General features: G+C 60.8%; 20 protein-coding genes. 10 read left to right on the plus strand and 10 right to left on the minus strand.

The genetic code is table 11. The features are described from left to right. Window positions 1–235 precede the first annotated feature (235 nt). From B0W55_RS15745 to B0W55_RS31595, 4 genes are all read left to right on the plus strand, one after another. On the plus strand, window positions 236–1,528 hold the full coding sequence (locus B0W55_RS15745) for an MFS transporter (RefSeq protein ID WP_077046862.1): 1,293 nt from the start codon (window positions 236–238) through the stop codon (window positions 1,526–1,528). A gap of 108 nt (window positions 1,529–1,636) precedes the next feature. Continuing rightward, window positions 1,637–2,266, plus strand: coding sequence for a glutathione S-transferase (locus B0W55_RS15750; protein WP_077046863.1), 630 nt, complete (start codon window positions 1,637–1,639; stop codon window positions 2,264–2,266). A 96-nt stretch (window positions 2,267–2,362) separates the two neighbouring features. After that, window positions 2,363–3,232 (plus strand): RHS repeat-associated core domain-containing protein, encoded by an 870-nt coding sequence (locus B0W55_RS15755; protein ID WP_077046864.1) that lies wholly within the window; start codon window positions 2,363–2,365, stop codon window positions 3,230–3,232. Between the two features lie 12 nt (window positions 3,233–3,244). Beyond that, window positions 3,245–4,072: an RHS repeat-associated core domain-containing protein gene (locus tag B0W55_RS31595; RefSeq protein WP_083743198.1), complete on the plus strand. Its 828-nt coding sequence runs from the start codon at window positions 3,245–3,247 to the stop codon at window positions 4,070–4,072. Window positions 4,073–4,092: 20 nt separating this feature from the next. Here B0W55_RS31595 and B0W55_RS15765 read toward each other — a convergent pair whose 3' ends face one another. Continuing rightward, a complete protein-coding gene (locus B0W55_RS15765; protein ID WP_077046865.1) occupies window positions 4,093–4,596 on the minus strand; it encodes an ATP-dependent zinc protease in 504 nt (167 codons plus the stop codon). 297 nt (window positions 4,597–4,893) lie between these two features. On the opposite strand from B0W55_RS15765, the gene B0W55_RS15770 reads away from it, so the two are divergent. Beyond that, window positions 4,894–5,781: an acyltransferase gene (locus B0W55_RS15770; protein WP_077046866.1), complete on the plus strand. Its 888-nt coding sequence runs from the start codon at window positions 4,894–4,896 to the stop codon at window positions 5,779–5,781. Here the strand turns inward: B0W55_RS15770 and B0W55_RS15775 are convergent, their stop codons facing one another. After that, window positions 5,782–6,336 carry a DUF2780 domain-containing protein gene (locus B0W55_RS15775; RefSeq protein ID WP_077046867.1) on the minus strand — a complete coding sequence of 185 codons (555 nt, stop codon included), beginning with the start codon at window positions 6,334–6,336 and terminating at the stop codon, window positions 5,782–5,784. A gap of 301 nt (window positions 6,337–6,637) precedes the next feature. On the opposite strand from B0W55_RS15775, the gene B0W55_RS15780 reads away from it, so the two are divergent. From B0W55_RS15780 to B0W55_RS31600, 4 genes are all read left to right on the plus strand, one after another. Next, window positions 6,638–7,231, plus strand: a complete 594-nt coding sequence (locus B0W55_RS15780; RefSeq protein ID WP_077046868.1) for a fasciclin domain-containing protein — start codon at window positions 6,638–6,640, stop codon at window positions 7,229–7,231. Window positions 7,232–7,287: 56 nt separating this feature from the next. Further along, complete coding sequence (locus B0W55_RS15785) at window positions 7,288–7,917, plus strand: sigma-70 family RNA polymerase sigma factor (protein ID WP_077046869.1); 630 nt, start codon at window positions 7,288–7,290, stop codon at window positions 7,915–7,917. Continuing rightward, complete coding sequence (locus B0W55_RS15790; protein WP_077046870.1) at window positions 7,914–8,588, plus strand: anti-sigma factor domain-containing protein; 675 nt, start codon at window positions 7,914–7,916, stop codon at window positions 8,586–8,588. The genes B0W55_RS15785 and B0W55_RS15790 overlap by 4 nt, the downstream gene beginning before the upstream one ends. Window positions 8,589–8,736: 148 nt before the next feature. Beyond that, the gene (locus B0W55_RS31600; protein WP_371807274.1) at window positions 8,737–9,513 is read left to right on the plus strand and encodes an RHS repeat-associated core domain-containing protein; all 777 of its coding nucleotides are present in this window, start codon (window positions 8,737–8,739) and stop codon (window positions 9,511–9,513) included. Between the two features lie 46 nt (window positions 9,514–9,559). Here B0W55_RS31600 and fdhA read toward each other — a convergent pair whose 3' ends face one another. From fdhA to B0W55_RS15835, 8 genes are all read right to left on the minus strand, one after another. After that, window positions 9,560–10,759 carry a formaldehyde dehydrogenase, glutathione-independent gene (fdhA, locus tag B0W55_RS15800; RefSeq protein WP_077046871.1) on the minus strand — a complete coding sequence of 400 codons (1,200 nt, stop codon included), beginning with the start codon at window positions 10,757–10,759 and terminating at the stop codon, window positions 9,560–9,562. 207 nt (window positions 10,760–10,966) lie between these two features. Continuing rightward, complete coding sequence (purU, locus tag B0W55_RS15805; protein WP_077046872.1) at window positions 10,967–11,824, minus strand: formyltetrahydrofolate deformylase; 858 nt, start codon at window positions 11,822–11,824, stop codon at window positions 10,967–10,969. 209 nt (window positions 11,825–12,033) lie between these two features. Beyond that, complete coding sequence (locus B0W55_RS15810; protein ID WP_077046873.1) at window positions 12,034–12,666, minus strand: sarcosine oxidase subunit gamma; 633 nt, start codon at window positions 12,664–12,666, stop codon at window positions 12,034–12,036. Between the two features lie 141 nt (window positions 12,667–12,807). Next, window positions 12,808–15,825, minus strand: a complete 3,018-nt coding sequence (locus B0W55_RS15815) for a sarcosine oxidase subunit alpha (RefSeq protein ID WP_077046874.1) — start codon at window positions 15,823–15,825, stop codon at window positions 12,808–12,810. Next, window positions 15,822–16,151: a sarcosine oxidase subunit delta gene (locus B0W55_RS15820; protein ID WP_077046875.1), complete on the minus strand. Its 330-nt coding sequence runs from the start codon at window positions 16,149–16,151 to the stop codon at window positions 15,822–15,824. Before B0W55_RS15820 ends, B0W55_RS15815 begins: the two co-directional genes overlap by 4 nt. 14 nt (window positions 16,152–16,165) lie before the next feature. Beyond that, window positions 16,166–17,416: a sarcosine oxidase subunit beta gene (locus tag B0W55_RS15825; protein WP_007980419.1), complete on the minus strand. Its 1,251-nt coding sequence runs from the start codon at window positions 17,414–17,416 to the stop codon at window positions 16,166–16,168. A 23-nt stretch (window positions 17,417–17,439) separates the two neighbouring features. After that, the gene (glyA, locus tag B0W55_RS15830; RefSeq protein ID WP_077046876.1) at window positions 17,440–18,693 is read right to left on the minus strand and encodes a serine hydroxymethyltransferase; all 1,254 of its coding nucleotides are present in this window, start codon (window positions 18,691–18,693) and stop codon (window positions 17,440–17,442) included. 283 nt (window positions 18,694–18,976) lie between these two features. Beyond that, complete coding sequence (locus B0W55_RS15835) at window positions 18,977–19,702, minus strand: TraX family protein (protein ID WP_077046877.1); 726 nt, start codon at window positions 19,700–19,702, stop codon at window positions 18,977–18,979. Between the two features lie 132 nt (window positions 19,703–19,834). Between B0W55_RS15835 and B0W55_RS15840 the strand changes: the two genes are divergently transcribed. Beyond that, on the plus strand, window positions 19,835–20,875 hold the full coding sequence (locus B0W55_RS15840; RefSeq protein WP_077046878.1) for a low specificity L-threonine aldolase: 1,041 nt from the start codon (window positions 19,835–19,837) through the stop codon (window positions 20,873–20,875). Window positions 20,876–21,012: the final 137 nt, after the last annotated feature.

Consider the following 21,012-nt stretch of genomic DNA (forward strand, 5'->3'; position numbering starts at 1 on the left):
GCCTCCTCCGCGGGGCATCTGGCTTCCCGCGTCATCGTTCACGACCATCGCGAGCATGCTCGCTCCTACAGGGTCGTACGACAACGCCCTCGCCCCGCCTGTCGTCTGATCCAGCAAAATCTCAGACATATCTGTTGACAGTTTCGCCCTTGCACTTCTATAAAGGCGCATGTTGTACGACAACCTACAACGACCGCTGCACCCATAAATCCAAAAATAAAAGAATGGTGATGTGATGAAAGTCAAAGGCATCCGCTGGTGGATGGTCGGCCTGGTGACGGCCGGCCTGATGGTCAACTACCTGGCTCGCAATACCCTCTCAGTGGCCGCACCGACCCTGATGAGTGAAATGAACATCACCACCGAGCAGTACTCGCACATCGTGGTCGCGTGGCAGGTCTGCTATGCGCTGATGCAACCGGTGGCCGGCTACATCATCGATGCCATCGGCACCAAAATGGGCTTCGCCATCTTCGCCTTCGCCTGGTCGGTTGCCTGCGCGCTGGCCGCACTGGCGACCGGCTGGCAGGGGCTGGCGTTCGTGCGTGGCCTGCTCGGCCTGACAGAAGCCGCAGGCCTGCCGGCGGCGGTCAAGACTTCTACCGAATGGTTCCCGGCCAAAGAGCGCTCGGTGGCGATCGGCTGGTTCAACATCGGCTCGTCGATCGGTGCCGTGCTGGCGCCCCCCCTGGTGGTCTGGGCGATCCTGCACAGCGGCTGGGAACTGGCGTTCCTGATCGTTGGCGGCCTGGGCGTGGCCTGGACGTTCCTGTGGATGATTTTCTACAAACATCCGCGCGATCAAAAACGCCTGAGCGATGAAGAACGCGACTACATCCTCAACGGTCAGGAAGATCACTTCAAAAACACCGCTACCCAAAAAGGCAGCTGGAAGAAGATCATCGGCAGCCGCAACTTCTACGCCATCGCCAGCGCGCGCATGCTCTCCGAGCCAGCCTGGCAGACCTTCAACGCCTGGATCCCGCTGTACCTGATGACCGAGCGGCACATGAACATCAAGGAGATCGCGATGTTCGCCTGGCTGCCCTTCCTCGCCGCCGACCTGGGCTGCGTGCTGGGCGGCTACTTGAGCCCGTTCTTCCACAAGTACTGCAACGTGTCGTTGTTCACCTCGCGCAAAATGGTCCTGCTGTTCGGCGCCTCGTGCATGATCGGTCCGGCGTGCATCGGCCTGGTCGCCAGCCCGTACACCGCCATTGCCCTGCTGTGCATCGGCGGCTTTGCCCACCAGACCCTGTCCGGTGCGCTGTATGCGATCACCTCGGACTCCTTCGGCAAAAACGAAGTGGCCACCGCCACCGGCATGGGCGGCATGTTCGGCTACCTCGGCGCGGCGGCCTTCACCCTGGTGTTTGGCGTAATGGTGACCAAGATCGGCTACAGCCCGCTGTTCGTGGTGCTGGCGATTTTCGACATCGTCGCGGCGTTCATCGTCTGGACTGTGGCGCGTGAGTTGAAGCCACAGCAGGCTGCCTCGAATCTCCCGGGTGCAGTACCCGTCAGCTAAAACACGGACGAGGTGGGAGCGGCGGTGCGACGCTCCCACAGGGTCCCGTTTTAGATCCTGGGTCAACGCGCTATGCTGCCCGACTCTGCCCCAGACCGAGACCCTGCCATGTCCGCCCCGAGCATGACCCTTTACCACAATTCCCTCTCGCCCTTCGTTCGCAAAGTCATGGTGCTGCTGCACGAGACCGGTCAACAGGACCGCGTGGCCCTGCAGAACTGCGTGCTCACCCCGGTCGACCCGGACGCGGCGCTGATCGACGACAACCCCCTGAGCAAAATCCCCGCACTGCGCCTGGCCGACGGCAACGTCATCCACGACAGCCGGGTCATCCTCGACTACCTCGACCACCAGCACGTCGGCAACCCGCTGATCCCCCGCGAAGGCTCGGCTCGCTGGCGGCGCCTGACCCTGGCCTCGATGGCCGACGGGATCATGGACGCGGCGGTACTGGTGCGCTACGAAGTCGCCCTGCGCGCCCCGGAAAAACACTGGGACGCCTGGCTCGAGGGCCAGCGCGACAAAATCCGCCGCACCCTGGCCCTGCTGGAACAGGACGCGATCGCCGAACTGACCAGCCACTTCGACGTGGCCGCCATCAGCGCGGCATGCGCACTGGGCTATCTGGACCTGCGTCATCCAGACCTGGACTGGCGCACGGCCAATCCGAAACTGGCGGCGTGGTACTTCGAAGTCAGTCAGCGGCCATCCATGCTGGCGACCATGCCCAAGCTTTAAACCCCGCCGCACCTAGCAGTTCTGCTAGTAGGCAAAAACCGAAAAAGCTCCGATGCTGAAGGTCCGGCTGTATGGATCCTGCTCGGAGCTGAACCGATGCCCACTCACGCAAGTAAAACAATCCTGCTGGCAAGTGATCAGCAAAAATCGATATTGGCAGGCTTGGACGAAAGTCAGTCTCAACCCAGTGCCTATACACCCTATGGTTATCGACCAATAGCGGACGCGTTGATCACCCGGTTCGGATTTGCCGGTGCAATGCCAGACCCGTTGACCGGGCATTATCACCTGGGGAATGGATATCGGGCGTTCAACCCCATATTGATGTGCTTTAACAGTCCGGACAGTTTGAGTCCGTTTGGAAAGGGCGGGATCAACGCCTATGCGTATTGCGGGCGAGACCCGGTTAATCGGGTGGATCCGACAGGGAGCTCTTGGCTCTCCAGATACTTGGGATCAGCATTCAGATCTGTATTCGGAAAGAGTACGAAAGCTAAAAACAAGCCACGAGTTGGCAAGGCTTCAAGCGCAGCTGCCAGTGATCTTTCAGACGATGCTTCTGATATTTTGGCAAGTCGTGGTTATGTAACCTACGTACCACAAACCCCGCCCCCTAGCCCTGGCTCTAGCCCTGTTCCTGTCCGTGCCCGTAAAGACATTCCTGATTGGCAGAGGATGGGATTCGCGTCTGAGGAGGTTTATAAGGTTCAATTGAAAAAAGCCCCAACGATCAATTCGAGAGTTAATCCAATTACGAGTGTCCGCCGACAATCTATTGCTCAGCCCATTGCCAAGTCAACTTCCGGCACCGTCAAATACAGCGACCCCAAGGCCGCGGCAAGAATTCAAAGCAAGCTCTTGGAAAATGAAAAACAAAACAACAAACATTGGCTAATGGACACTTATTACTATAAAAAATCAAAATACGAACAACAGCTGGCAGAACTCGAAATTAGATCTTCTTAAGCGGATGACGCGATGATCACCCAATCAAGCAAATCAACTCTGTTGGCAACCGATCAACAGCGCTCCGTATTGACTGCTGTAGATACGAGCCAGCCGTACCCCATTGCCTGTGCACCCTACGGTTATCGACCACCGGAGAATGGCCTGATCAGTTTGCTCGGGTTTAACGGCGAATTGCCTGACGCGCTTACTGGCCACTACCATCCTGGAAAAGGTTATCGGCAATACAACCCCGTGCTGGCGCGGTTCACCCGCCCCGACATTTTGAGTCCGTTCGAGGAAGGGGGGTTGAATGCTTATGCGTATTGCGCAGGCGACCCAGTCAATCGACGTGACCCTAACGGCCGCTCATTCCTGGCACTGCTAGGCCTTTTCAGACCATCGGGCACATTGGCAAGAACAACGATGGCAAGCAAAAAAGCAATGGATACCGCCAGCGATCTGGCTAATATGAAACGAGGCATGACCTACAAAGGCAAAGTTTTAGGCTATCAACTTGGAGAAAAGTCCTCGAACTTAAAACTGGACAAAAAAGCCATTGAAAAAATAGAAACCTACACGCGCATCATCAATGAAAAGAATGAGCTTCTGACTGATAAAATCGGCGCGCTTCTAAACGCCATCCCTGACCCGATCGCAAGGCAAAACGCCATAAGCCGATCCTCCACAACCTTTGTCTATCCCACCGTGGACAACGTATCTACACCACGAGACAAGGCCGTTTACAATCTGCACAACCAGGTCATGACCTTCGAGAACAAAAAGAACATCATTAATTACCTGAAAAATATCGTCCCTGACCCGGCAACCGCAAATTCAAACTTACGACAACTTACATAAACAGCGCCGGGTCACGGCAACTAACAATCCGGCTTATCCGCCGTAAACCTTCTCGCCGGGTTCACCGCCGCGCCAAACTCGCGCAATGCTTTTGCGCCAATCAACAACGGATAATTGAAGCTGCTGCGGTCAGTCAGGTTGACCTCGACCGTGCGCTTGACGTTGCCCAGACACAGCTCCAGATCGACCACCGGACGCTTGGTCGGCGCGGCCACGTCTTCGTCTTCATCTTCTTCGGAACGGGTCTTGATCTTGCTGATGCGCGCGACCTTGTGCTCGTAGACCTTGTTGCTCGCGTCCTTGGTGGCCAGGCGGAAACGCACCCAGTCCTCGCCGTCGCGGGTGAAGGTTTCGATGTCTTTGGCCGACAGCGAGGCAGTCAGGGCGCCGGTGTCCATCTTGGCCTTGAGCACTTCACCGCCGATTTCCGGCAGGGCGATGTATTCGTAGCGGCCGTAGAGGGTGGGCTCGGCGGCCATGATCGGCAGCGCGACGAGGGACAGCAGGGCGAGGAGGGATTTCACGTAGGCAATGTCCTTGGATGGATGGGCAGCGAAATTTTAGACCGTCAGTTGAGGATTCGTTCGTTGCTGAGATCGCTTCGCGGGCAAGACTCGCCCCCACCCCTTGTGAACACCCCGGTCCACTGTGGGAGCGGGCTTGCTCGCGAAGAGGCCCGTGCAATCAACACAACCCTTCGAACTGATCATCGCAGTCACCTGAGCATACCCATGCCCAAGTGAAACATTCGTCACCGCCGATTTGGCCTGCCGCCCGAAGCTGCTTATCATGGCGCGCCCAAACGCTTTCAAGAGTCATTTATGCGCCGCCTGCTCACCGGCTGTTTCGTCATCCTGCTGCTGTTGCTCAACACCCTGGTCCTGATCGGGCCGCTGATGGTGTTCGCCCTGCTCAAACTGGTCTTGCCCGGCCGTTTTCGCGACTACGCGTCGTGGGCGGTGATGTGGATCGCCGAGACCTGGTCGGAAATCGACAAGCTGATTTTCCGCTTCTGCATCCCTACCCAGTGGGACATCCGCGGTGGTGACGATCTGCGGCGCGACACTTCGTATCTGGTCATCAGCAACCATCAATCCTGGGTCGATATCCCGGCACTGATCCAGACGCTGAACCGGCGTACACCCTTCTTCAAATTCTTCCTCAAGAAAGAACTGATCTGGGTGCCGTTCCTGGGCCTGGCGTGGTGGGCGCTGGATTACCCGTTCATGAAGCGCTACTCCAAGGCCTTCCTGGCCAAGCACCCGGAGCTGGCGGGCAAGGACCTGGAGATCACCAAACAGGCCTGTGAGCTGTTCAAGCGCCAGCCGGTGACGGTGGTCAATTATCTGGAGGGCACCCGCTACACCCCGGCCAAAAGCACGCAGCAGCAGTCACCCTATACCCACCTGCTCAAGCCCAAGGCCGGCGGCGTGGCGTTCGTGCTGGCGGCGATGGGCGAACAATTGGATGCGGTGCTGGACGTGACGGTGGTGTACCCGCAGCGGACAATTCCAGGGTTCTGGGAATTGATCAGCGGCGACGTGCCGAAGGTCATCATCGACATCCAGACCCACGAACTCGACCCGGCGTTGTGGCAGGGCGATTACGAAAACGACCCGCTGTTTCGTGAAACGGTCCAGAACTGGGTCAATCAACTCTGGACCGAGAAGGACAAGCGCATCGACGCATTGCGCGCCGAACGCCGCTGATCAGCTACCGGTGCCAGCGCCCCAGATGCTGCCCAGGCTCTGCAGCAGCGGACCGCCGACACCCTGCTGACCGAGATACTGCAGGAGGACCGGGGCAAACTGGCCGATCATGCCGCTGTCCATGCCCAGGGCGCCAAAGGCGTTGTTCAGGTCGTTGGTGTCCTTGACGGCGCCCAGGGCGTTGTCCAGACCCGCAGCCTTGCCGCTGGAACCGAGCAAACCGGCCAGCGCCCCCAGTTCACCACCGCCGGACAACTTATCGATGCCCGGTACACTCTTGGCCAACTGCGCATAGTCGGCGGTGCTCAACTGGTTCTTGGCCAGGCCCAGCATCGCCCCGGTGCCGCCCACGGCCTGTTGTGGCGTGACGTTCAATTGGCTCAAGGCACCGAGCAAACCCGCCGTTTCCGACGTCGGCGCCGCCGCCGCGGCTTGATCACCACCCTTCATCCCGGCAATGGCGTTGGCCGCATCGCCCAGGCTGAACTGTGCGAACACCGGACTGGCCGCCAGGGTCATCAGCGAAGCCAGTGCAAAACCGCGTGAAATCTTCATCCAGACACTCTCCAGGAAAACCGCCCGGTAATGGACGGCGAAAAACTGCACGTTGGACTGGCAACCCCCCACATTGTTCCACCCCACACTGTAGGAGCGAGCTTGCTCGCGATGGACGTCAACGATAACGCGGTGAACCTGATACCCCGCGGCGTTCTCAGGTTCATCGCGAGCGCACTCGCTGCAGAACAGCGGCAAAGCAAAAAAGAATTTTCCGTCACCGCATCCAGTTTCGTTCCACACGCGTATATCCATCACGGACAGACACTCCTGGCCGATTCTCCCCACAAGGATCATCACCATGAAATGCACTTCGATCAAAACGCCGTTGATTGCCAGTCTGCTGACCCTGGGCCTGGTCGGCGGATTCACCCTGGGCACCGTGCAAGCGGCCACCATGAGCCACGACAGCGTCATGGTCGGCGGCCAGAGCATGCTGCCGAGCAAAGACATCGTCGATAACGCGGTGAACTCCTCCGATCACACCACGCTGGTCGCCGCCGTCAAAGCCGCCGGGCTGGTCGATACCCTCAAGGGCAAAGGACCGTTCACCGTGTTCGCACCGGTCAACTCGGCCTTCACCGCCCTGCCCTCCGGTACTGTCGACACGCTGCTCAAACCGGAAAACAAGGCCGCCCTGACCAAAATCCTCACCTACCACGTCGTCGCCGGCAAACTCGACATGGCAACCCTGGCCGAGAAGATCAAGGCCGGCGGCGGCAAGACCGAACTCACCACCGTCGCCGGCGGCAAGCTGTGGGCGATGATGAACGGCCCGCACAACATCACCATCAAGGATGAAAAAGGTGACGTCGCCGACATCACCACCTACGACGTCTACCAGTCCAACGGCGTGATCCAGGTCATCGACAAAGTACTGATGCCCAAAGGTTGAGGGCGACCGCCGGCCCTGCGCATCGGGGTCGGCGGATTTTATCGAGGTATCGGGCTGTGAATGGAACAACGGCGGGACGTGAACTAACCTCTGCCGGCAACCGGCAACGCACGCAGCCCAACGTCAGGAGAAGCCCCATTTCCATCGCCGACACCGATCAGCTCAAACAACTGCTGGCCCAGTGCTCACTGGGCGACCGCCGCGCGTTCGAGACGTTGTACCGCAGTGTCGGGCCGCGTCTGCACGGTGTTGCACTGCGCTTGATGGGGCGTTCGGATCTCGCCGAAGAAGTGCTGCAGGAAAGCTTCGTGCGCATCTGGAACAACGCTTCGCGCTATGAGGCGCATCTGTCCGCACCGCTGACCTGGATGATCAACATCACCCGCAATCAGGCCATCGACCAGTTGCGCAAGCACCGTGATCGACCGCTGGCCGATATTGAAGAACAGGCGCTGGTGGACGAAAGCCCCTCGGCCCACGAACAACTGAACAGTGCCCGCGAGGCCAGCGCGCTCAACCGCTGCCTGGACAGCCTGGAGGGCATGCAGCGCCAATCGATTACCGTCGCCTACTTCCAGGGTCTATCGTGCTCCGAACTGGCGCAACACATGGCCGCACCGCTGGGCTCGGTAAAATCATGGATTCGCCGAGGCATGGAACGCCTGCGCAGGTGCCTCGAATCATGAACTACCAGACCCCGACCCTGCGCCGCGCCCTCGCCGCCGACTACGCCATCGGCCTGATGCCCTCCGTTGCACGCCGACGCTTTGAACGCTTGCTGCTGGACGACGCAGCGTTGCGTGCAGAACTGGCGCAATGGCAAGAACACCTCACCAGCCTCACGCAAGCCCTGCCGGAACAACCGGTTCCGGAACGGGTGTGGCACCACATCACCGCACGGATCGAACCGCAAACCCTGCATGTGCCAGAGAAACGCCCATTCTGGAGCTGGCTGCGGATAACGGCAGCCGTTTGCACCCTGGTGATCGCCGTGACCCTGGGCGTGATCTACAACCGTGACAGCGCCCTGTACAGCGCCACCTTGCTGACGGCTGACGCGCGGCCTGCGCTGAAGGTCGAGGCCCATGGGGACTACTTGCGCGTCGAATCGCTGTCCCTCGCCGTCGTAGAGCAGGATCGTAGCCTGGAACTTTGGGCCATCCCGGCGGACGGCAAACCGATATCCCTTGGTGTGATTCCGCCAGGTGGGAAGGGTCGCGTTGAATTGAGCGACGCGCAAAAGCAGTTGATCGGCAAACCGATCGCACTGGCAGTCAGCCTTGAACCGAAGGGCGGCTCACCGACCGGTCAACCTACGGGCCCGGTGTTGTATCAAGGGGCGTTGGCCGCGCGTTGAACGCATGAACATCCGAAAACGGCGACCCACAGGTCGCCGTTTTCGTTTGCGTGAAACCTTCGCACTATCAGATCTGCCAGTAGGCAGCCCCGCCCGATTGCGCCACAGTGAATCCCTGGGTCGAAGAACTCATTCAGGAGGCACCGCCATGCTGCCCAATCGAGCAGTCCGTCTGCTAGCCACTGACCAACAGCGTTCAGTGCTGAGCGTGATGGACACATCAACGCCTCGCCTTTGCGCCTACACCCCTTATGGTTACCGACCACTGGGCAACGGATTGTTCAGCCTGCTCGGCTTCAACGGCGCACGGTCCGAGCTGCTGACGGGATGGTATTTACTGGGCAATGGGTATCGGGCTTTCAATCCTGTGTTGATGCGATTTACCAGCCCTGACAGTTGGAGTCCGTTTGGGGAAGGCGGGATGAACGCTTATTCCTATTGCGAAGGCGACCCCAGGAACCGAAGCGATTCTACTGGCCATGCTTTCCTTTCTTCCCTGACCCATTCACTTTCTTCATTTGTTGAACGTATCAAGTTTAAAAAAGCTTCGCCGACAGTCGTGAAAACAAACAAGCCGCCCGCCTCAAAAAATCTGTTGGCAGGTCAGTACAAAAAAACCGATAGACCCACCATCAACCGAGACTCGCCCACTCCAACAACCCGTCCATATAGAGAGCCGATGGTTTATCAGGCAGCCGAATCTTCGGACAGCCCTGCGAATGGACTCAGCGTTCCATTGAATACGTTACTGAACCGTTACGATCCCTTGAAAAACACGAGTTCTGATGATCCTCTCCGGAAAGCCATCGCGACGATTGATAAAGTATTTTTAGAAGAACAAGTGAGTAACAACCCGTCAATCTTCCAAAACCCGACATTCGTCATGCAAACGATCCGTGGTTCTGGCAGTGCCAAACCAAAATGAAAAAAAAGGGCGACATAAAGTCGCCCTTCTTCACCGCTAAATGCCCTTACGCCGCACTGAACAACTTATGCGGATCAATCACAAACTTCTTCGGCACGCCCGCATCGAATTCGCCATAACCTTCCGGCGCCTGATCCAGGCTGATGACCTGCACGCCCACCACTTCGGCGATGTTGATGCGGTCCCACATGATCGCCTGCATCAACTGGCGGTTGTACTTCATCACCGGGGTCTGGCCAGTGTGGAAGCTGTGGGATTTGGCCCAGCCCAGGCCGAAGCGGATGCTCAGGCTGCCCATTTTTGCGGCGGCATCCACGGCACCCGGATCCTCGGTCACATAGAGGCCAGGGATGCCGATCTTGCCAGCCACACGCACCACGCCCATCAGCGAGTTGAGCACGGTGGCCGGGGCCTCGTGTTTCACGCCGTCATGGCCATGGCCGCGGGCTTCGAAGCCCACGCAGTCCACTGCGCAGTCCACTTCCGGCTCGCCCAGCAGTGCGGCGATCTGTTCGTGCAGCGGCGCGTCCTTGGACAGGTCGACCACTTCAAAACCCTGGGCCTTGGCGTGGGCCAGGCGGATGGTGTTGACGTCGCCGATGATCACCACCGCAGCACCCAACAGGCGAGCGGACGCGGCAGCGGCCAGGCCGACCGGGCCGGCACCGGCGATGTACACCGTGCTGCCTGGGCCGACACCCGCGGTGACGGCACCGTGGTAACCGGTGGGCAGGATGTCGGAGAGGCAGGTCAGGTCACGGATTTTCTCCATGGCCTTGTCGCGGTCCGGCAGTTTCAGCAGGTTGAAGTCGGCGTACGGCACCAGCACATATTCAGCCTGGCCACCGGTCCAATCGCCCATGTCGACGTAACCGTAGGCACCGCCGGCACGGGCCGGGTTGACGGTCAGGCACACGCCGGTGTGTTGCTCCTTGCAGGAACGGCAGCGCCCGCAAGCCACGTTGAACGGTACGGACACCAGGTCGCCGATTTTCAGGTTCTCGACGTCGCTGCCCTTCTCGATCACTTCACCGGTGATTTCATGGCCCAGCACCAGACCGGTCTGCGCGGTGGTGCGACCGCGCACCATGTGCTGGTCGGAACCACAGATGTTGGTGGAAACCACTTTCAGGATGACGCCGTGCTCAATCTTCCTGCCACGCGGGTCCTGCATTTTCGGATAGTCGATTTTCTGTACTTCGACCTTGCCAGCGCCGAGATACACCACACCACGATTGCCAGACATGCTTTCACCTCGCTGTTGTTTTTATGTAGCGGTCGCGTCGCCCATGGAGCGGCGGCGCGTTGATTGCTCTGGGTGTTGCCTGTGTGTTCTGTGTTGTCTGTAAGGGCCTCTTCGCGAGCAAGCCCGCTCCCACAATGGATGGGGTTGACCACGGGGTCTGTGAACACCACAAAACCCTGTGGGAGCGGGCTTGCTCGCGAAAGCGATCTAAAGAACGACCGTACGATTAGCGTTGAGAAACACCCTTCTCTCAATGTGATACCCAACCGCCCTGGCCAACGTCAGCCCTTCAATATCCCGCCCCTTGGCTATCAGGTCCTCGGGGTAGTGACTGTGGTCCACCACTTCGACGCCCTGGGCAATGATCGGACCCTCGTCCAGGTCGTTGTTGATGTAATGCGCCGTGGCGCCGACCAGTTTCACGCCCTTGTTGTAGGCCTGGTGATAGGGCTTGGCACCCTTGAAACCCGGCAGCAGGGAGTGATGAATGTTGATCGCCTTGCCATCGAGCTTGCGGCACAGCTCCGGCGACAGCACCTGCATGTAGCGCGCAAGGATCACCAGTTCCGCACCGGCCTCCTCGATCACCTGCAGCACCTGGCGCTCCTGAGACGGCTTGTCGTTCGGGTCCAGGGGGAAATGGTAGTACGGAATCTGGTGCCAGTCGGCCAGCGGCTTGAGGTCCGGATGATTGGAGACCACGGCGGCCACGTCCATCGACAACTGGCCGATGCGCTGGCGGTAGAGCAAGTCGTTGAGGCAGTGATCGGCCTTGGAGACCATGATCACCACTTTGGGCCGGTAGTGCGGCGGGGTCAGTTCGAAGACCATGCCGAAGGACTCACCGCGCTCCTGCAAACCGGCACGGAACGACTGTTCATCGAAGCCGTCCGGCTGGCGGAACTCCACGCGAATGAAGAAACGGCCCGAGAGCCGGTCATCGAACGAATGGTGCTCGGTGACGTAGCAGCCCTGCTCGAACAGAAAGCGGGTCACCGCGTCCACCGTGCCCAATACGCTGGGGCAGTCGGCGGTCAAAATCCATGTATCTGGGGCGCGGCTCATAGTGCGGTGACTCCTTGAATTCAAGCGACTGCAAAGACTGAGGTGTTACCTGTGGCGAGGGAGCTTGCTCCCGCTCGGCTGCGCAGCAGTCGTAAAACCTCAATCCGCCTATCTACTGCAGGAATGCGGATGCTGATTTTGGGGTTGCTGCGCAACCCGGCGGGAGCAAGCTCCCTCGCCACAAAAGCAGTGATGACCACAACACCGTGTCAGGCCTGCACACTCAACCCGTACTCGGCCGACGCATCCTGCAACCACAACCACCAGTAATCCGAGAAGCTGCGGCGGATCAGCAGTTCCCAGGTGTCTTCGGCGGTGTGGCGGATCACCAGTTGCGACTTGGCGAACACCGTGCCGACGGCCTTGCCCACCGGGAAGTTGTTGGGGTGCACGTCGTAGCTGGTGGATTTCATCAGCACCTGGCGCACGTTCGGGCCGCTCAGTTCGAGGATCTGCTGGCCGCCGCTGACGTTGACGATCTGGATGTGCAAGTCGCCCAACGCTTCACGGAGCTTTTGCTCGGCGGTGAATTCTTCGCCGCTCGGCACGATCAGCAGCCACTCGTCCGGGCCCATCCATTGCAGGCTGGTTTCACCTTTGATGATGACGGTCAGGGCACTGGGCAATTCGATGCCCAGGGCCTTGTGCACGCCCGCGGCGAACGCAGCATCGTGGCCATCGCCACGGATGGTCAGGTGGCCCAGAAGTTTTTTCTCGCGCACGGTCACACCGGCGTTCTTGCGACCCTTGCCCACCAGGCTGGCGAGGTCGGCATGATGCAGCGACGACTCGGCCTTGGCCCCGGTGGTTGGGCGTTGTTGGTACACATTGGCTGCGGTCATAAAGCACCTTTCCTGAATTCTGTTGGTTCCTGTGGTGGCGGCACTGCCGCCATCGCTAGCAGGCCAGCTCCCACATTCGACCGCGTTTCCCTGTGGGAGCTAGCCTGCCAGCGATTGCCAGCTCCACAGATCTCGAGGCCATCAAACGTTCTGGCGATCACCCTTCGGATCGAAGAACACCGAAGAAACGATTTCCGCCTCGATCACGCTGCCGTCCGCCAATGGCGCGAACACGCGTTCGCCCATGCGCTTGAGACCGCCCTTGACCACACCCATGGCAAACGAATAGCCCAGGGAGTTGTGCGCGTAGCTGGAGGTCACGTGACCGACCATGGTCATCGGGATCGCCTGCTTGGTGTTGAACACCAGTTGCGCGCCTTCGGGCAGCCATTTGGTCGGATCGATCGGCTTGAGCCCCACCAGTTGCTTGCGCTGATCCCGCACGCAATCTTCACGGTTCATGCCGCGCTGGCCGATCCACGAGAACGGCTTGGTGCGACCGACACACCAGCCCATGTTCAGGTCGTCCGGGGTCATCGAGCCGTCGGTGTCCTGGCCGACGATGATGAAGCCCTTCTCGGCCCGCAGCACGTGCATGGTTTCGGTGCCGTACGGGGTCAGGTTGTACTTCTTGCCGGCGTCGACGATTTTTTCCAGCACGCCCATCGCATAGTCGGCCTGCACGTTGACTTCGTACGACAGCTCACCGGTAAACGAAATCCGGAACACCCGCGCCGGCACACCGCCCACCAGGCCTTCTTTCCAGGTCATGAACGGGAAGGCTTCGTTGCTCAGGTCGATGTCGGTAACTTCGCTGAGCAGCTTGCGGCTGTTCGGCCCGGACAGGGTCATGGTTGCCCAGTGATCGGTCACGGAAGTGAAGTACACCTTCAGGTCCGGCCATTCGGTCTGCTGGTAGATTTCCAGCCATTGCAGCACGCGCGCAGCGCCGCCGGTGGTGGTGGTCATCACGAAATGGTTGTCGGCCAGACAGGCTGTCACACCGTCGTCGAACACCATGCCGTCTTCTTTGCACATCAGGCCGTAACGGGCCTTGCCCACGTCGAGCTTGGTCCAGGCGTTGGTGTAGATGCGGTTGAGGAACTCGCGGGCATCCGGGCCCTGGATGTCGATCTTGCCCAGGGTCGAGGCGTCCAGCAGGCCGACGCTGTCGCGCACAGCCTTGCATTCGCGCTTGACGGCCGCATGCATGTCTTCACCGGATTTGGGGAAGTACCACGGACGTTTCCACTGGCCGACGTCTTCGAACTCGGCGCCGTTTTTCAGGTGCCAGTGATGCAGTGCGGTGAAACGCACCGGCTCGAAGATATGCCCGCAGTGACGACCGGCCACGGCGCCGAAAGTCACCGGCGTGTAGTTCGGGCGGAACATGGTGGTGCCCATCTGCGGGATGGTCACGTTCAGCGAACGGGCGGCGATGGCCAGGCCGTTGACGTTGCCGAGCTTGCCCTGGTCAGTACCGAAGCCCAGTGCGGTGTAGCGCTTGACGTGCTCGACCGACTCGAAGCCCTCGCGGGTCGCCAGTTCGATGGCCGCCGCGGTGACGTCGTTCTGCAGGTCGACGAATTGCTTGGGCGCACGTGCGGTGTTCTTTTCATGGGGCACCTGGAACAGTGCCAGGGTCGGCTCTTCCAGACGCGTCAGCGCTTTGGGCAAGGTCGCTTCGACCGGACCGAAACCGGCTTCGCTGGCCGCGCGCACGCCGCCTTCAAAACCATCGGCCAAGGAATCGCCCAAGCCATAGACACCATTGATGCCACCGACGCACACGCGTTTCTGCGGTGCTTCGCCCGGTACGAAACCGAGGATGTCTTCACGCCAGATCGGCTTGCCACCCAAGTGCGACGCCAGGTGAACCACCGGGCTGTAGCCGCCGGAGCTGGCAACCAGATCGCACTCCAGCCATTCGCCCGGGCTGGTGACTTTATGACCTTTGACATCGATCGCCGCCACGCGGGCAGCGGTCACGTGCTTGCTGCCACGGGCCTCGATCACGGCGCTGCCGGTGAGGATGCGAATGCCTTTGGCGCGGGCTTCTTCCACCAGCGCACCGCGAGGGTTGCTGCGGGCGTCGGCGATGGCCACCACTTGCAGGCTGGCGTCGAGCCAATCCAGCGCCACGCGGTAGGCATGGTCGTTGTTGGTGCTCAGCACAAGCTTTTTGCCCGGTGCCACGCCATAACGACGAACGTAAGTCGACACAGCGCCGGCGAGCATGTTGCCCGGCACGTCGTTGTTGCCGTACACCAGCGGACGCTCGTGAGCGCCGGTCGCCAGGACCACGCGCTTGGCGCGAACCCGGTGGATGCGTTGACGCACCTGGCCAATGGGTGCGCGATCACCGAGGTGATCGGTCAGGCGCTCGTGAATGGTCAGGAAGTTGTGGTCGTGGTAACCGTTGACCGTGGCGCGCGGCAACAGCAGCACGTCGGGGGTGTTCTTCAGTTCGGCGATGACGCTGGCGACCCATTCAATGGCAGGCTTGCCGTCGAGGCTTTCGCGGGAATCGAGCAGGCTGCCGCCGAACTCTTCCTGCTCATCGGCGAGGATCACCCGGGCACCGCTGCGCGCAGCGGCGAGGGCAGCGGCCAGGCCAGCGGGGCCTGCGCCGACGATCAGCACGTCGCAGTGCTGGTTCATGTAGTCGTAGGTGTCCGGATCGTTCTCGGTCGGCGAGCGGCCAAGGCCGGCAGCCTTGCGGATGTACTTCTCGTAGGTCATCCAGAACGATTGCGGGTACATGAAGGTTTTGTAGTAGAAGCCCGGCGGCATCAGCTTGCCGCCGACCTTGCCGAGAATCCCCATCATGTCGTTGTTCACGCTCGGCCAGCCGTTGGTGCTGGTGGCGACCAGGCCCTGGTACAGCGCCTGTTGCGTGGCGCGCACGTTGGGGATCTGCGTGGCTTCGGTGGCACCGATCTGCAGCACCGCGTTCGGCTCTTCGGCACCGGCGGCGAAGATGCCGCGCGGGCGGGAGTACTTGAAGCTGCGGCCAATGATGTCGACGCCGTTGGCCAGCAGTGCAGCGGCCAGGGAGTCGCCTTCAAAGCCTTTGTAGCTCTGGCCGTTGAAGGTGAAGCTCAGCACTTTGTTGCGGTCGATCCGTCCGCCGTTGGACAGGCGATTGATCTGGCTCATACCTTCTCTCCCAGAGCCGTGGCGGCCGCTTTCGGGCTATCGGTCTTGTCGGTGAATTGTGGCTTGGTGCCGATCTTGTAGGTCTCGAGAATCTCGTAGGTCACGGTGTCGCGGGTGGCGTTGAAGTACTGACGGCAGCCGGCGGCGTGAATCCACAGTTCATGGTGCAGACCACGAGGGTTATCGCGGAAGAACATGTAGTCGCCCCACTCCTCGTCGGTGCAGGCATTGGGATCCAGTGGGCGCGGGATGTGCGCCTGGCCGGATGCATGGAATTCCTCTTCGGAGCGCAGTTCGCCACAGTGAGGACAGAAGATATGCAACATGGGGATTTCTCCTGTTAGTGGGCAACCGCAGCAGCGCCGTGTTCATCGATCAACGCACCGTTGTGGAAACGGTCGATGGAGAAAGGTGCGGCCAACGGGTGCATTTCACCCTTGGCCAGGCTCGCGGCAAAGACGTTGCCCGAGCCAGGTGTGGCCTTGAAGCCGCCGGTGCCCCAACCGCAGTTGAAGAACATGTTCGGGACCGGGGTTTTCGAAATGATCGGGCAGGCGTCCGGCGTGGTGTCGACGATGCCGCCCCACTGGCGGTTCATGCGTACGCGGGACAACACCGGGAACATCTCGACGATGGCCTGGATGGTGTGCTCGATCACCGGGTACGAACCCCGCTGGCCGTAGCCGTTGTAGCCGTCGATACCGGCGCCGATCACCAGGTCGCCCTTGTCGGACTGGCTGATGTAACCGTGCACGGCGTTGGACATGATCACGCTGTCGATGATCGGTTTGATCGGCTCGGACACCAGCGCTTGCAGCGGGTGGGATTCGATCGGCAGACGGAAACCGGCGAGTTTGGCCATGTGCCCGGAGTTACCGGCGGTGACCACACCGACGCGCTTGGCGCCGATGAAGCCCTTGTTGGTTTCGACACCGATGCACACGCCGTTTTCCTTGCGGAAACCGATGACTTCGGTCTGCTGGATCAGGTCCACGCCCAGGGCATCGGCGGCACGGGCAAAGCCCCAGGCCACGGCATCGTGACGGGCCACGCCGCCGCGACGCTGGACGGTGGCGCCCATCACCGGGTAACGGGTGTTTTTCGAGCAGTCCAGGTACGGAATCTCGTCTGCCACTTGCTTGGCATCGAGCAGCTCGCCGTCCACGCCGTTGAGGCGGTTGGCGCTGACCCGACGCTCGGAATCACGAATGTCCTGCAGGGTGTGGCACAGGTTGTAGACACCGCGCTGGGAGAACATCACGTTGTAGTTGAGGTCCTGGGACAGGCCTTCCCACAGTTTCATCGCGTGTTCGTACAGGTGCGCCGATTCGTCCCACAGGTAGTTGGAGCGAACGATGGTGGTGTTGCGCGCGGTGTTACCGCCGCCCAGCCAACCCTTCTCGACCACGGCCACGTTGGTGATGCCGTGCTCCTTGGCCAGGTAGTAGGCCGTGGCGAGACCGTGCCCGCCACCGCCGACGATGACCACGTCGTACACCTTTTTCGGCGTCGGTGTGCGCCACATCCGCTGCCAGTTTTCATGGTGACTGAGGGAGTGTTTGAAGAGGCCGAAGCCCGAGTAGCGTTGCATAGTCATTTACTCCAAAACCGCACTCAGCGATAAACCGGGAAGTCTGCGCACAGGGCCGAGACTTGCTGGGCGACATTGGCCTCGACATCGGCATCGCCGAGGTTGTCGAGGATGTCGCAGATCCAGCCGGCCAGCGTGACGCACTGGGCAACCTTGAAGCCGCGGGTGGTCACCGCCGGGGTGCCGATGCGCAGGCCCGAAGTCACGAACGGCGACTGTGGATCGTTCGGCACGGCGTTCTTGTTCACGGTGATGTGGGCGCGGCCCAGGGCGGCGTCCGCCTCTTTGCCGGTCAGGCCCTGACGGATCAGGCTGACCAGGAACAGGTGGTTGTCGGTGCCGCCGGACACTACATCGTAGCCGCGTTTGATGAACACGCCGGCCATGGCCTGGGCGTTTTCGATCACTTGCTGCTGGTAAGCCTTGAAGCCAGGCTCCAGTGCCTCTTTGAAGCACACCGCCTTACCGGCGATCACGTGCATCAGTGGGCCGCCCTGGGCACCGGGGAATACCGCGGCGTTGAGCTTCTTCTCGATTTCTTCGTTGGACTTGGCCAGGATCAGGCCGCCACGCGGACCGCGCAAGGTCTTGTGGGTGGTGGTGGTGACCACGTCGGCGTACGGCAGCGGGTTCGGGTACAGGCCGGCAGCGACCAGACCGGCCACGTGGGCCATGTCGACGAACAGCAGGGCACCGACCTTGTCGGCGATCTGGCGGAAGCGTGGGAAGTCCAGGGTCTTGGAGTAGGCAGAGAAGCCGGCGACGATCATCTTCGGCTTGCACTCGACCGCCAGGCGCTCGACCTCGTCGTAATCGATCAGGCCGGTCTTGGTATCGATGCCGTACTGCACGGCGTTGTACAGCTTGCCCGAGGACGACACCTTGGCGCCGTGGGTCAGGTGACCGCCGTGGGCCAGGCTCATGCCCAAGATGGTGTCGCCGGCGTTCAACAGGGCCAGGTACACGGCGCTGTTGGCCGAGGAACCGGAGTGTGGCTGGACGTTGGCGTAATCGGCGCCGAACAGCTGCTTGGCGCGTTCGATGGCCAGGGCTTCAACCTTGTCCACGTGCTCGCAGCCACCGTAGTAGCGCTTGCCCGGATAGCCTTCGGCGTACTTGTTGGTCAGGCCGCTGCCTTGCGCTTGCATCACGCGCTTGCTGGTGTAGTTCTCCGACGCGATCAGCTCGATGTGATCTTCCTGACGTTGCTCCTCGGCATTCATCGCCGCCAGCAGTGCATCGTCGTAACCCTGGATCTGGTCTTGCTTGCTGAACATCGCGTCTCTCCCAGCGGCATCTGTGCGCCATTCGTCTCGGTAAGGCACTGGCATGACGGCAGTGCCCTTTGATAGCGATGGTATGACCGGCGCAGACAGGTCAAATGCCTATGGGCGCCACGCAAAGGTGCGTTTACGACATGGCGGGAAATGGCGGGTCGGGCCCAATCCTTCAATCAGCGGCAAACCCCTGTGGGAGCGGGCTCGCTCGCGAAGGCGGTGTGTCAGATACAGGGATGTCCACAGATACGCCGCCTTCGCGAGCAAGCCCGCTCCCACAGGGTTAGGCGGCGATCTGGCGGACAGCTGACAACAGCAGGAAATGCAGGGGATACAGCGCATACGCCCACCGCCGCATCGGCGGTGCTTTTACGCCGCGGGCATGTCGCAACAGGAACAGTCCCAGCCATGGCGCAATCAGACAAGTGGCGACGGCTGCCATCGCCACGACGTTGCCCAGTCGAATGGCGTAATACAGCACCTGCCATTGATTGGCCGCCAGGCACACCAGCCCCGGCAGCAGGGCGTAATACCAGGGGTGCCGGATCACCAGCAGCATCGCCAGGGGCAACAGCACGCCGAAGAAACCGAACATCAACCGCGGCGCAAACACCGCCGCCAGCGCAAGGGCGCCGACCGCCAACAGACGCGCCGGCAGATGTCGGTCCCGCCACCCACGCGCCACCAGCAGCCCCAACGCCAGGGTAGGCATCACATTCAGCGTATCGGGATCAGGAATGTACAACCGATAGGGAATTTCACTCACGGCACTGAACAGCAGCAACCAGCCCAGATAGCGCCACTGCCCGCCGCTGGCCAGCGGACTCCGTGCCAGATTGGCCGCCATCGCCAGGCAAAACCACGGAAACGCCAGACGCCCCGGTACGTACAACCCATCGGCGGAGAAACCGACATAGCGCAGGTGATCGAGGACCATGCACAACAGCGCCAGCCACTTGAGCAGATCCAGTGCACGGTCACGCTGGGTCAACGGGAGAGTCACGTGCATAATTGAGCGGCATCCATGTAAATTTCTGACAGCGACATCCCGTGCGCTCCCCGGACGATCTTCGGTAGAGTGCGCGCCCTCATTTGACCACGAGGCGCTTCACCATAAGCGACTCGACCACGGAAGCAGGCCATGACCGACAAGAGCCAACAATTCGCCAGCGACAACTATTCCGGCATCTGCCCTGAAGCCTGGGCTGCCATGGAACAGGCCAACCATGGCCACCAGCGCGCTTACGGCGACGACGAGTGGACCGCCCGCGCGTCCGATGATTTCCGCAAACTGTTCGAAACCGACTGCGAAGTGTTCTTCGCCTTCAACGGCACCGCCGCCAATTCCCTGGCCCTGTCGTCGCTGTGCCAGAGTTACCACAGCGTGATCTGCTCGGAAACCGCCCACGTCGAAACCGATGAATGCGGCGCCCCGGAATTTTTCTCCAACGGCTCCAAACTGCTGATCGCCCGCACTGAAAACGGCAAACTGACGCCCGACTCGATCCGCGAAGTCGCCCTCAAGCGCCAGGACATCCACTACCCCAAACCCCGCGTAGTCACCCTGACCCAGGCCACCGAAGTCGGCAGCGTCTACACCCCCGACGAAATCCGCGCCATCAGCGCCACCTGCAAAGAGCTCGGCCTGAACCTGCACATGGACGGCGCACGTTTCTCCAACGCCTGCGCCTTTCTCGGCTGCTCGCCAGCCGACCTGACCTGGAAGGCAGGCGTCGATGTGCTGTGCTTCGGCGGCACGAAAAACGGCATGGCCGTGGGCGAGGCAATCCTGTTCTTCAACCACAAACTGGCGGAAGACTTCGATTACCGCTGCAAACAGGCCGGCCAACTTGCTTCAAAGATGCGTTTCCTGTCCGCGCCATGGGTCGGCATCCTGGAAAACGACGCCTGGCTCAAATATGCCCACCACGCCAACCGCTGCGCGCAACTGCTCGCTGAACTGGTCAGCGACATTCCGGGCGTGGAACTGATGTTCCCGGTGCAGGCCAACGGCGTGTTCCTGCAACTGTCGGAACCGGCCATCGCCGCCTTGACCGCCAGGGGCTGGCGCTTCTACACCTTCATCGGCAACGGCGGCGCCCGCTTCATGTGCTCGTGGGACACCGAAGAAGAACGCGTGCGCGAACTGGCCCGCGATATCCGTGAAGTCATGGCCGCCTGAGACGCCTCCCCGTGGCGAGGGAGCTTGCTCCCGCTCGGCGGCGCAGCCGTCGCAACACCTGCCAACGCGGTCTGCCTGACAGACCGCGTTTTCTTTTCTGGGCCTGCTTCGTAGCCCGGCGGGAGCAAGCTCCCTCG

This window comes from Pseudomonas sp. KK4 (assembly GCF_001984065.1).
Classification (GTDB): Bacteria; Pseudomonadota; Gammaproteobacteria; order Pseudomonadales; family Pseudomonadaceae; genus Aquipseudomonas.